The following is a 13,736-nucleotide window of genomic DNA, read 5'->3' as shown; positions in this document are numbered from 1 at the left end:
AGTTTAAAACTATAATAGAAAAAAGTTAGAATTTATGATATATATATTTAAGAAAGATAAAAGCATAAGAAACTAAAGTTTAGGAGAAGTATTTATGAAAAAGATAGAAATTTTAGCTCCGGCAGGGAGCATGGAAAGTCTTGTTGCAGCAATGAATAAAGGTGCAGATGCAGTTTATTTAGGTGGAAATAAATTTTCAGCCAGAGCATATGCATCTAACTTTGATAATGATAATATGATAAAAGCTGTTGATTATGTACATAGCTATGGAGCTAAGGTTTATGTAACATTAAATACTATATTGAAGGAAAATGAACTAGAAGAAGCTGTTAGATATGTAGGTTTTTTATATGAAATAGGAGTAGATGCAATAATACTTCAGGACTTAGGGTTATTTAAAAGAATAAAGGAAGATTATCCAGGTTTTGAAATACATGCATCTACACAAATGACAATACATAATGGAGAAGGTGCGCTATTTTTTAAAGAAAGAGGTTTTCATAGGATAGTTTTATCTAGAGAATTATCTGTAGATGAAGTTAAATATATTTCTAAAGATTTAGGAATAGAAACAGAAATATTTGTTCATGGTGCATTATGTATATCATACTCTGGACAATGTCTTATGAGCTCTATGATAGGTGGTAGAAGTGGAAATAGAGGTAGATGTGCACAACCTTGCAGAATGGAATATACATTAAAGGGAAATACAGCTGGAGAAAGAAAGGCGTATCTTCTAAGTCCTAAGGATACATGTACAATAGAAGATATTAAAGATATTATAGATTCAGGAACATATTCATTAAAAATAGAAGGAAGAATGAAAAGACCAGAATATGTTGCAGGAGTAGTAGAAAATTATAAAAATGCAGTAGAAAAAGAATTATATGATACTGAATATAATGTTAGTAAGGGAAAAAGAGAGTTACTTCAACTATTTAATAGAGGAGGATTTTCTAAAGCTTATTTACATAAAAATGTTGGCAGGGATATGATGAGCTTTAAGCATCCAAGAAATACTGGAGTACCTCTAGGTAGAATAGAAAAAAATGGAGAAATAGTTTTAAAAGAAGATATTGCATTAGGTGATGGATTTAGATTTAGGGAAAGTGGCTTTTCAATAAATAAAATTATTGCTAATGGAAAAGAAGTAAAAGAAGCCAAAAGAGGAGAAAAAGTTAAAATATTTCCAACTGCTTATAAGGTAGGCGATGAGATATTTAAATCATTAGATAAAAAGCTATTTGATTCTTTGGAGGATTCTATAAAACCATATAATAGAAAGATTTCATTAAAGGCTGAGGTTACTTTTAAGGTTTCAGAACCATTAAAGATGAGAATAGAATATAATAATAAGAATTATGAATTCTTAGGTGAAGTTATTGAAAAGGCAGAAAAGAGACCTTTAGAAAAAGATAGAGTTATAGAAGCTTTAAGTAAATCAGGGGAGTGTACTTTTAAAATAGATGAAGTTAACTTTGAATCTTTTGAAGAGGGATTTATAAGAGTTAGTGATTTAAATAACTTAAGAAGGGAAGCTTTAGAAGGAATTCAAAAATCTATTACGAAATCATTTAGAAGAAAAAGACCACAAAAATTAGAAAAAATTAATAATATTAAAAGTAATGACATCAATTTAGAGATAGTATATCAATGTATTACTAGAGAACAACTTGATACCTTAATAGAAGAAGGAATTAAGGATATAATAGTTGATGTGTTTAATAGAGATAAGGATGCTATAAAGGTTAAAGATCTAATAGAAGTATCTCAAAATAAAAATCTAAACATATATTTAAAAGTTCCAAATATAATTAAAAGTGAATTTAATAATGTAATAAATATAATAGAAAAGGTAAAAGAATATATTAAAGGTATAGTGACTGTTAATGTTGGAGTAATTCGTAAATATCAAAATGAAATGATGATAATAGGTGATTATAAACTGAATATAATAAATTCAGAAGCTTTAAAGTTTTATCAAAATGAAATCAATATTCCTACATTAAGTTTAGAGCTAAATAGAAAAGAAATTAAACATATGTTAAAGGAAAATAAGGGGAATGTACAAGGAATAATATATGGTAAAACTGAGCTTATGATAAGTGAATATTGTCCTATTGGAAGTACTTTTGGTGAAAAGTCATCTTGCAGCGACTGTAATCTGGCATGTACAAGGGATGAATTTACACTAATAGATAGAATGAATGAAAAGTTTAGAGTAATGACTGATATTTTTTGTAGAAGCTATATTTTAAATCCTCATCCATTGAATCTTATTGAAGAAAAAGAGGATTTAAAAAATCTTGGAGTAAATTCTTTTAGAGTTGAATTTAGGGATGAAAGTTCGAATGAAGTAAAAAAGGTACTTAGAATGATAAGAGGAGAAGAAAAAGTCAATACTAATAATTATACAAAAGGTCATTATAGAAGAGGGATAGAATAGAGGCGAAGATATGAGTATTACAGTACTTAAATATTTACTTTTAGGAGTAGTTTTATTAAATTTGCTGGTTATATTAGGAAGTAGAAAATTTAAAAAGAATATTGAAATAGTAAATACAACTCTTGAATATAGAAGAGAATTTAGTAAACTATTAAAAGATCTTTGGAAAAATCAAATTATAATGATTGCTATAGGAGTAACATTATTTTTATTAGCTATATTGATTAGAGAAAATGATAATAAGATTGCAATTAATACATTTGCAGTTATAAGTAATTTATATGTGCTAATTTCAGCATTCTTAGCTACATATAACTATAATAATTTTAATAGAGGAATAGTTAATTTATTAAATAAAATTAAAGGCTAGGGTAATGAAGAGGAGATATTATGGAAGAAAGAACTCTTAGAGTATTAGAATTTAATAAAATAAAAGAAAAATTAAAAGAATATGCAGTAACACATGGAGGGAAAAATATTATAGATAATCTTATACCTTATGATACTGTATTTGAAGTTAAAAATAAGCTTAAAGAAAGTAATGAAGCACTAGATTTATTAATAACAAAAGGAAATCCTCCATTTGAAGGATTATTTGATGTTAGAGAAGGAGTAGAAAGAGCTAAAAAGGGAGGGGTATTATCAGCAGGACAGCTATTAAGAATTGGTGGTATGCTTAAATGTTCAAGAAGATTTAAGGAATATATAGCTAGAAGAGAAGATGAAGTTCCTCATATAATTTTAGAAGATTTGGCATATATATTAACCCCTATAAAAAATCTTGAAGATATTATAGAAATGTCTATAATTTCTGAAGAGGAAATAAGTGATAAAGCAAGTAGTACATTAAATGGAATAAGAAGAAGTTTAAAAGAAAAGAATTCTTCTGTAAGAGATAAAATAAATTCAATTGTAAGAGCAAATGCAAAGTACCTTCAAGATGCTTTATATACAATGAGAGGAGATAGGTATGTTTTACCTGTAAAAGCTGAATATAAGGGAGCAGTTCCAGGTCTTGTACATGATCAAAGTTCAACTGGAGCAACATTATTTATTGAGCCTATGAGCCTTGTAAATTTAAATAATGAAATAAAGGAACTTAAATTAAAAGAAAAAGCAGAAATAGAAAGAATATTAATGGATTTATCTAATAAGGTTTATGAAAACATTGAAACTGTAGAATCTAATTATAAAATTCTTACAGAATTAGATTTTATATTTGCAAAAGGGAAATATGCGTCTAGTTTAAATGCCATTTGCCCAGAAGTTAATGAAGATAGAAGCTTTGACATAATTCAAGGAAGACATCCATTAATTGACCCTAAGATAGTTGTGCCTTCTGATATTTATTTAGGTAAAGAATTTAATACTTTAATGATTACTGGACCTAATACTGGAGGTAAAACTGTGACATTAAAGACTGTTGGATTACTGCATTTAATGGGCCTTAGTGGACTTTTAATTCCAGCAAAAGATGCTTCAAGTATAAGCTTTTTCACAAAGATATTTGCAGATATAGGAGATGAGCAAAGTATAGAACAATCATTATCTACTTTTTCATCTCATATGACAAATATAGTAAAAATAATGAAAGAAGCAGATGATAGCTCATTAGTTTTATTTGATGAATTAGGATCAGGAACTGATCCTGTTGAAGGAGCAGCACTAGCAATAGCTATAATAGATACATTGAGAGATCAAGGATCTAGATTAATAGCAACAACACACTATAGCGAATTAAAAGGATACGCTTTAAGAACTCCTGGAATTGAAAATGCATCTGTTGAATTTGACGTTGAAACATTAAGACCTACATATAGGCTTTTAATAGGTGTTCCTGGAAAATCAAATGCATTTGAAATTTCAAAGAGATTAGGACTTCAAGATGATGTAATAAATAAAGCTAAAAGTAATATTTCATCAGAAAACCTTCAATTTGAAGATTTAATAAGGGATCTTCAAGAAAAAAGTATTTTAGCTAATAGAGATGCAAGAGAAGCTAAAAGAATAAAAACAGAAGCGGAAGAACTTAAAAAGAAGTACGATGAAAAGTTTAAAAAATTAGAGGAAGTTAGAGATAAAGCTTATAATGAAGCAAGAAGAGAAGCAAAGGATATTATAGCAAAAGCAAAAGATGAAGCAGATGAAATCTTAAAGGCAATGAGAGAACTTGAGAAACTCGGAATTTCTCAAGGTGGTAGAGCTAGATTAGAAGAAGAAAGAAAAAAACTTAAAGATAGTTTAGAAAAGAAAGAAGAATCATTATATAAAACAAGAGAAAATACAGGAGAAGTTATTGAAAAAGTAATTTTAGGAATGGATGCATATTTACCTTCTTTAAATCAAAATGTAATAATTATTTCAATGCCTGATTCAAGGGGAGAAGTTCAAGTAGAAGCAGGTATAATGAAGATAAATGTTAAGTTGAAAGATTTAAGAAAAGTTAATAATGCACCAACTAAAAAAGAAAAGAAGAAAAGAGAGCTTAAGTTAAACTTAAAATCAGTAGAAAATAGAGTCGATTTAAGAGGGATGGATGCAGAAGAAGCTTGTTACAAAGCAGATAAATATTTAGATGAAGCATATATGGCTAATTTAGGAGAGGTAACAATAGTTCATGGAAAAGGAACAGGAGTTTTAAGAAAAGCTATAAATGACATGTTAAAAAGACATCCTCATGTAAAAAGCTATAGATTAGGCGAATATGGTGAAGGTGGAGATGGAGTAACAATAGCAATTCTTAAATAAAATAATAATTAAAATACTATTAAGATAAGAAAAGACTCGTGTTTTAGAGTCTTTTTTTATGCTATAATTATATAGGAAAAGAGGTGTATATATGTATCTTATAAGCAGTTGTTTATGTGGGATTAATTGTAAGTATAATGGCGGTAATAACGTAAATAGTAAGTGCTTGGATCTTTTTAAAGAAGGTAAAGCCATATTGATATGTCCTGAACAACTCGGAGGACTTCCTACACCTAGAACTCCTGCAGAAATTCAAGGAGATTCAGAAGGAATTTTAAATGGTAATCATAAAATTATAACTAAAGAAGGTTTAGATGTTACCAAAGAGTTTTTAAAGGGAGCATATGAAACTTTACATATAGCAAAATTAAGTAATATAAATAAGGCCATTTTAAAGGAAGGAAGTCCATCATGCGGAGTTAATTATGTTTATGATGGGAATTTTAATGGAACGAAAATAAAGGGAAAAGGTTTGACAGCTACTATTTTAAAAAAAAATGGAATAGATGTTATAAGTGATATTGATTTGGAAGGAGAATAATTATGGGGATACTAGACATTTTTAAAAGAGCAAAAAGAAAAGAATTTGAAGATGATTATGATGAAGAATATAAAGAATATGAAGAATATGAAGAATATATAGATGATTCAAAGGATAATAATTGTGAAATAGAAATTAATTATAAAGAAGAAATAGATTTGAAAGAAGAAAAAAATTCTATTCAAAATTTTGAAGAAATAAATTTAAAAGAACAGGTTAAACTATCAAAAGAAGAAATAGATAGTTTAATTAGCAGTGAAATTTTGAAGGTAATTGAACTATATGATGATTTTAATCAAGTTAGGGTAGCAGCAAGAGAAGCAGCAAATAATATAGGTAGAGAATATTTAAGTGAATTACCAAATTACTTAAATGGAAAAATACATAAGCCAAGTAGGTTTATAGATAAGTACGATGAAATAGGAGAGTGGTCTATAGTTGTTGAAAATTCAGTATTAATGATAATTTATAGCTACAAGGAAGAAGCAGTTCCTATTTTAGAAAGAGTTTCTCAAAGGAATTCAAATTTAAATTTAAAGGCTACAAATTTATTATGCAAGTTAGCTAGTGAAAATGTAAAAACAGATGAGATAATTAATTCAATTATGAATAATTTAATTGCTTTTAATGATGAAAATAAAATTATTATTTTAGGATTTATGTCTCAGATCAAGGAAAATAATCAAGTAATTGGATTAATACAACATTTTTATAAGAGCTTCGTAAAAAATGGAGAAATAAGAAATGCTTATAGAACATTAAAACATTTAATAAATGCTGCAGAAAGATTTACTAAAGGACATTTAAAATTTCTAAAAGCAATAGCTATGGGAAATAATACAATAAATTTAGAAGAAATTATGATGATAGAAGAAGATGATCCAAGAACTATTTCAATTGATAAGATTGATGATTCTTTAAGGATTGATGCAGCAATAACTTATTTTACATTAGATAATAATGATGCTGATATAAATAGCAAACTATATTATTTAAGTGAATATTCCTTAGATAAAAATTTGAGAGAAAAAATTAAGAGTTTGTTAAATGAGTAATTATCTTATAAAAATATAAATTATATTTTTATTTTATGTATGCTTATGAATGCTGAAAAGTAATGGAGGATAAATTTTGAAAAATAATAAAACAAGTAGAAAAAGGAAAATGTTAAAACGAAGAATTACTTCATTAACTATTTTTGGAGTTATAATTGGAATTTTTTTATATACACCTATTAAATTTAAACACTTTAGTTTATTGAATTCAGAAACAGAAGCGAATGAAAAGTTTACTCTTCAAATGGGAGCTTTAAATGACTTTAAAGCTATTAAAGATAGTTTTAACAATATATATACTACAGATGAAAACTTAAATGAAGTTAATACATTCATAGAAAATATTGAAAAGAATATGTCTAAAGGAATAACTGAAGAGTTAGAAAGTTTAATTTCAAATCTAAAATCAAAAATAAATGAATTAAGTGCTTCTAATCAAATAGAACTTGAAAATATGTTTAATGATATAAATGGGGACAACCTAAAGGGTTTTTCAGAAGAAGAAATGAATAAGGTTAATGAAATTATTGATGAATATAATCAATTATTTAGTGAAAAAAAATATAAACAAGCTAAAGAAACATTAAATTTATTAATTAATTATATAAACGAAACTAAAAAGATTGCTAATGAAAGACGAATAAAGGAAACATATGAAGAAAAATCAAGTGAAGATGCAAGTTTAAGAGAGGCCAAATATATAAATGGAGTTTTAATTGTTAACAAAGAATTTGGACTACCAGATAGTTTTGCACCAGGAGAAAGTGCAGAAGCAAGGCAAGCATTTGAGAATATGAAAGCAGATGCGGCTAACGAAGGTATTTATTTAAATGCATTTTCAACTTATAGAAGTTATTGGAGTCAAGATAGATTATATTGGAACTATGTATCTAATTATGGTCAGGATCCTACAGACACATTTTCTGCTAAACCTGGATTTAGCGAGCACCAAACAGGACTAGCTTTCGATATTGGTGGTGTTGATAGATCGCTTTGGGCCGAAGAGGACTTTAAATATACAGATGAAGCAAAATGGTTAAAAGATAATAGTTATAAATATGGATTTATTTTAAGATATCCTGAAGGTAAGGAATGGAAAACGGGATATATGTATGAGTCATGGCACTTTAGATATATTGGAGTTGATCATAGTAAAAATTTTAAAGATAATGATTTGACTTTAGAAGAATATTTAGGATTGTAATAAAAAAGGTAATTTGATTTTATCAAATTACCTTTTTTGTTATTTACGAAATTTATAAAAATGTTTTTAATTTTGTTATAAATAAATAAGGTTTTTGTAAGTTTTATTTATTTACAATTTTAATATTTTCTACAGTTAAATCTTCAGTTCCCTGAACATATAAATTAGCTCTTTTTAAATCATGAACATAATCTACAACTTCTTGAGTTATTTCTTCTCCAGGACAAAGTACTGGAATTCCGGGAGGATAAGCAAGTAAAAATTCACCGGAAATTTTACCTATGCTTTCAGTTAAAGGAATTGAAATTTTATCGCTATAAAAAGCTTCTCTTGGATTAAGAACTTTTATTGGTATTGAAGGAATGTCTAAGAAATCTTGAACTGGTTTATTTTTACCATAATACTCATTAGATATTTCTTTAAGTGCAGCAAGTAATCTATCCATACCTTCTTTAGTATCTCCAAATGAACCAACAGCTAAAACGTTATAAAAGTCAGATAACTCCATTTGAATATGATATTTATCTGCAAGAATCATATCAAGTTCAAATCCTGTTATTCCAAGTTCTCTAGAAGAAATAGTAAGCTTTGTAGGATCAAATGAATACGAACCAGGCTTGCCTAAAACTTCCTCACCAAAGCAATAGAATCCAGGGATTTTATTTATCTCATCTCTAGTGTACTTGCAAAGTTCTATTGTTTTTTCAAGTAACTCTTTTCCTTCTAATGCAATTTGTCTTCTAGCACAATCTAAAGAGGCCATTAGTATGTATGAAGGAGAAGTTGTCTGCATTAAATTTAAAATTTGTTGAACTCTTTTAGGATCTACATATTTGCTTTTAACATGCAATAAAGAACCTTGAGTAAGTGATCCTATTATTTTATGTGTACTTTGAGCACAAATATCAGCACCAGCTTCTAATGCTGACATAGGTAATTTTTCTGAAAATGCTAAATGAGGACCGTGGGCTTCATCAACTATTAATGGAATATCATAACTATGAACTATATCAGCAATATTTTTTATGTCTGTAGCTACACCATAATAAGTAGGGTTTATAATTAACACAGCTTTAGCATCTGGATTTTCTTTAAGTGTTTTTTCAATAGTTTCAGGAGTTACACCATGAGCAATCCCTAATTTTTTGTCAATTTCAGGTTCCATAAATACTGGAACAGCACCACTTAAAATAATACCAGAAGTAACTGATTTATGTACATTTCTAGGAACAATTATCTTATCACCATCATTTACTACTGCAAGTATCATAGCTTGTATAGCACCTGATGTACCATGAATTGAGAAAAATGAAGCATGTGATTTATAAGCATCTGCTACTAATTCTTGAGCCTTTTTTATAGGACCAGTAGGATGATGTAAGCTGTCAACTAGTTTAAATACCGTAACATCTATTTTAAATGGATTTTCACCTATAAAATCCTTAAACTCTTTATCTATACCTACTCCTTTCTTGTGTCCAGGAACATGGAATGGTAGTGTTTCTCTATTTACATACTCCTTAAGGGCATCAAAAAGAGGAGTTTCGTTTTGATTTAATTTATACAATTTAGAACACCTTCTCTCTTATAACTATTATTGGTTATCCAATAAGTTTTATACAAACAATAATATTATATTTTATTAGTTTAAACTATGCAATAAAATACTCAATTTAATTAAAAGAAATATGTAAATTAGTGAAGTTTGAATAAAAAATAGTATTTCTGACAACAATATTTGAAGAGAAGATGAATAATAGGAGGAATTATCTGTGAATAATTTAAACTTAAATAAGAGAGATGCAAACATACCTAATAATGCCAAGAAGGTGAGAAAAGCTGGAAAGGTTCCAGGAATATTATATGGCAAGAATTTAAATGATTTTATGTTTGAGGTTGGAGAATTAGAATTATGTAGAGAAATTTCTAAAAATGGAGAGCACGGGGTATTGGATGTTGATTTAAATGGAAGTGCTCACAAAGCTTTAATTAAAGATGTTCAAAGAGATCCAGTATCACACAAAATAATTCACTTAGATTTAGAAGAATTAGAACAAAATCAAAAAATAGTATCTTCTGTACCAATTCATTATGTAGGAGAAAATCATTTAAGCAAAAGAGGGATGGTGCTACAAAAAGAAAAAGATAGTATAAGAATAGAATGTACACCTAATACACTACCAAAACATGTAGATATAAATATTAATGGAAGTAATGATGGTTATGTTTATAGAGTAGGAGATTTAGAAATAGCATCTGAACTTTCAATAATGGATGATTTAAATACTGTAATTGCTTCAGTAAGCTATGAAAGAAAAACTGTAAGTGATGATATGGAAGAAATAGAAGCAGAAAATAGTAAAAAACAATAAAAATAATTTCGAAAAATGTAAAGATATACAATGTTTTGTCTCTTTACATTTTTTTATTCCATAATTAAATTCTTTAGTGTATAATATTACCTGATTATTAGTTTATTAGTTTCAGGAGGGGTAGCATGGTATACAGAGAAAAATATAATGATTGGTTAGAATCAAAAATAGTAGATGAAAAGATTAAAGATGAATTAAGAGCGATAGTGGACGAAAAGGAAATTGAAGATAGATTTTATAAAGATCTTGAGTTTGGTACAGGTGGACTTAGAGGTGTAATTGGTGCTGGAAGCAATAGAATGAACATATATACTGTTTCTAAAGCAACTCAAGGATTTGCAAATTATTTAAATGGTAGATTTGAAAATCCTTCAGTTGCAATAGCATATGACTCAAGAAACATGTCAAAGGAGTTTTCAAAAGCTGCAGCTTTAACTCTTTGTGCAAACAATATTAAAGTATATTTATATGAAAGCTTAAGACCAACACCAATGCTTTCTTTTGCAGTAAGACATTTAGATTGTACAGGTGGAATTGTAGTTACAGCTTCACATAATCCAAAAGAATACAATGGATATAAGGTCTATGATGAATTTGGTGGTCAAGTTACTGATGAAAAGGCTAACATAATAATTAATGAAGTAAACAAAATAAATAACTTTGCTGAAATAAATACAATAAATGAAGAAGAAGCTTTAGAAAAAGGTTTATTAAAATATATTGGAGAAGAAGTAGATAAGGCTTATATTGAAGCAATTAAGAGTTTAACTATTAGAAAGAATTTAGTAAAAGAAAATGCTAGCGATTTAAAGCTAATATACACTCCAATACATGGTTCAGGAAATATGCCTGTAAGAAGAGTACTTAATGAGCTTGGATATACTGGAGTATCAGTAGTTAAAGAACAAGAAATGCCAGATGGAAACTTCCCAACAGCATCATATCCAAATCCAGAGGAGCCTGCAGTATTTAAACTAGCATTAGAAATGGCTAAAACAGAAAATCCAGATGTTATTTTTGCAACAGATCCAGATGCGGATAGAATAGGGGTTGTTGTAAAAGATAGCGAAGGTGAATACAAAGTATTAACTGGAAATCAAACAGGATTATTATTAACTCAATATATATTAGATGCTTTAAAAGAAGAAGAGAGACTGCCTGAAAATGGTGTTATCATTAAAACTATAGTAACTACAGATGGAGCTAAGAAAATTGCTGAGGCTTATAATATTGAGCTTATGGAAGTTTTAACCGGCTTTAAGTATATAGGCGAAAAAATGCAAGGATTCGAAGTAAATAAAGATAAAACTTATTTATTTGGATTTGAAGAAAGTTATGGATATTTAGCAGGAGATTTTGCTAGAGATAAAGATGCTGTAGTAGCTGCTATGTTAATTGCAGAAATGACTTTATACTATAAAGAACAAGGAAAGAGTTTATACGATGGATTAGTAGAATTATACGAAAAGTATGGATTCTTTAAAGAAACTCTAGTATCTTTTGAGTTAAAAGGTAAAGAAGGTAGCGAAAAGATAGCTAAGTGCATTGATTCACTAAGAAATGAAAAACTTGTTGAAGTTAATGGAGTAAAAGTAGCTACTAAATACGATTATAAACTAAGTGTTGAAGAAAATATGGTTAATGGAGAAAAGAAAGAAATTAATCTTCCAAAATCAAATGTTTTAAAATTTGTTTTAGATAATGGAGCATGGTTTGTAGTTAGACCTTCAGGAACAGAGCCAAAGATGAAAGCTTATGTTGCTGTTAAAGGAAATAGCTTAAAGGATTCAGAAGAGCTATTAGAAAGCTTTAAAAATGAAGTTGTTGCTTTAGTAAATAGCAAATTAAACTAAGAACTATATAGTGATAATAAGGTAAGTTATTGTTAAAATAACTTACCTTATTTAACATTTTAAAGTGTAATAGATAAAGCGTAATAATAAATAATAAGCTTAAATATAAAGTATAAAAAGAATAAATACTTAATATTAAAAATTTTATTTAGGTGGATATATATAAGTTAATTAATTTAGTATAAAAGTAAGTAAACTTATATATATCCACTTTCTTATTTGAAAGCTAGTAAAATATATAGTATTATTTATAATAAAGTAATTTTTAAGGAGGTATCTGTATTGGATTATAATGCAGCATTTAAAGAAAAATTAGGTAAGTTATTATTTTTAGAAATGGATAAAAAAGGATTTAAGGAAAGTGTAAACATACCTAGTTATGTAGATTTTAAAAATAAAGATTTATATTTACCTATTTCTCCAGAATACATAACATCAAATGTTAATGATGAAATTAAGTTGAAAAATTTGCCTATATATTATTTTATCGAGGGAATGTTTTTGGCAATGGGTGCCGATGAAAATTTAAGATTTAATGATGATTATGAAACAATATTAACGTATATAAAAGATACGGAAAGTTGCATAAAAAGCATAATTTCTAAAAAAATAAATGATGATAAATTGATAGATGCTTACTTACTTTTAAAAGGTTTTTATAGATATTCAAAAGATATTGATGTCATGAAAAAGGTTTTATTAGTTGGTGAAAATTTAAGAGAAAAGGATAATGCTTTTAAAAATATACTATTGCAAGATATTGAATATTGCGAAGAAAACTCATTGAAAATTCCAGAAGCATATCTTTATAAAACCTTAATATTAAAAGATGATGGAGACTTTAAAGGATCAAAGGTTGCTATCAATGAATATATAAATAATGGTGGTAAGAAAACAGAAGAGGTAAATATATTAATTGATGATATTACTAATATTTCAAATTATGAAGTTGCAATAGAACATTTAAAAGACGATCCAGTTAAAACAGTAAAATTATTACTTGAATTATTAGAGAAATTTGAAAATAATCCATTGGTTTATTATTATTTAGGGGTTGCCTATAGAAAACTTGAAAATTATGAAAAAGCTATTTATTATTTAAATGAAAGCTTAGCAAGAGAAAGTGGAATATATGAAGTAGTTGTTGAACTTGGAATAAACTATGCGTGTATAAATGATTTTGAAAGTGCAATTAAATACTTTAAAAAGGCTTTTGAAGTTACAAAAGAAGTAGAAATTTGCACAAATATTGTTATGTGCTATATGAATTTAAATAATTTAGAAGAAGCTAAACTACATCTTGATATAGCTAAAAAGTTAGATCCAGAAGATGAAATTGTAAAAGACTTGGAGAAGATATTAAATAAATAGTGAAATAGTTAAGAGAAAAAAGTTAAGGAGAAAATCCTTACAGGATTTTTTAATAATAGGTGATTTTCACTTTTGCGTAGCAAAAATATTCTTAACTTTTCACTCTTTCATTATTAACTTTTCATTAATAAATTGCTTTGCATTTT

Annotated in this window: 10 protein-coding genes; 9 read left to right on the top strand and 1 reads right to left on the bottom strand. The window is 27.5% G+C overall.

What is annotated here, in order from left to right; all coding sequences use genetic code 11:
• The first annotated feature begins 94 nt into the window (after positions 1-94).
• From I2E83_RS02330 to I2E83_RS02305, 6 genes are all read left to right on the top strand, one after another.
• Complete coding sequence (locus I2E83_RS02330; RefSeq protein WP_195428409.1) at positions 95-2,446, top strand: U32 family peptidase; 2,352 nt, start codon at positions 95-97, stop codon at positions 2,444-2,446.
• A gap of 10 nt (positions 2,447-2,456) precedes the next feature.
• Complete coding sequence (locus I2E83_RS02325) at positions 2,457-2,816, top strand: hypothetical protein (protein ID WP_195264025.1); 360 nt, start codon at positions 2,457-2,459, stop codon at positions 2,814-2,816.
• A gap of 20 nt (positions 2,817-2,836) precedes the next feature.
• A complete protein-coding gene (locus tag I2E83_RS02320; protein WP_195428407.1) occupies positions 2,837-5,194 on the top strand; it encodes an endonuclease MutS2 in 2,358 nt (785 codons plus the stop codon).
• A gap of 91 nt (positions 5,195-5,285) precedes the next feature.
• Positions 5,286-5,735, top strand: coding sequence for a DUF523 domain-containing protein (locus I2E83_RS02315; protein WP_195264027.1), 450 nt, complete (start codon positions 5,286-5,288; stop codon positions 5,733-5,735).
• Positions 5,736-5,737: 2 nt separating this feature from the next.
• Entirely contained in the window at positions 5,738-6,790 is a 1,053-nt protein-coding gene (locus I2E83_RS02310) for a hypothetical protein (protein ID WP_195428405.1), read from the top strand.
• Positions 6,791-6,866: 76 nt separating this feature from the next.
• A complete protein-coding gene (locus tag I2E83_RS02305) occupies positions 6,867-7,994 on the top strand; it encodes a M15 family metallopeptidase (protein ID WP_195428403.1) in 1,128 nt (375 codons plus the stop codon).
• A 103-nt stretch (positions 7,995-8,097) separates the two neighbouring features.
• Here the strand turns inward: I2E83_RS02305 and I2E83_RS02300 are convergent, their stop codons facing one another.
• A complete protein-coding gene (locus I2E83_RS02300; RefSeq protein WP_195428401.1) occupies positions 8,098-9,561 on the bottom strand; it encodes an aminotransferase class I/II-fold pyridoxal phosphate-dependent enzyme in 1,464 nt (487 codons plus the stop codon).
• Between the two features lie 205 nt (positions 9,562-9,766).
• Between I2E83_RS02300 and I2E83_RS02295 the strand changes: the two genes are divergently transcribed.
• The 3 genes from I2E83_RS02295 (at position 9,767) to I2E83_RS02285 (ending at position 13,590) form a co-directional block, all read left to right on the top strand.
• The gene (locus tag I2E83_RS02295; protein WP_195428399.1) at positions 9,767-10,366 is read left to right on the top strand and encodes a 50S ribosomal protein L25; all 600 of its coding nucleotides are present in this window, start codon (positions 9,767-9,769) and stop codon (positions 10,364-10,366) included.
• Positions 10,367-10,491: 125 nt separating this feature from the next.
• Positions 10,492-12,219, top strand: coding sequence for a phospho-sugar mutase (locus I2E83_RS02290; protein WP_195428397.1), 1,728 nt, complete (start codon positions 10,492-10,494; stop codon positions 12,217-12,219).
• Positions 12,220-12,555: 336 nt separating this feature from the next.
• Positions 12,556-13,590: a tetratricopeptide repeat protein gene (locus tag I2E83_RS02285; RefSeq protein ID WP_195428600.1), complete on the top strand. Its 1,035-nt coding sequence runs from the start codon at positions 12,556-12,558 to the stop codon at positions 13,588-13,590.
• The last annotated feature ends 146 nt before the right edge of the window (positions 13,591-13,736 follow it).

The sequence above is a fragment of the Clostridium sp. D46t1_190503_E9 genome (genome assembly GCF_015555225.1).
Lineage (GTDB): Bacteria > Bacillota > Clostridia > Clostridiales > Clostridiaceae > Clostridium.
This window is presented reverse-complemented; position numbering and strand designations above follow the sequence as displayed.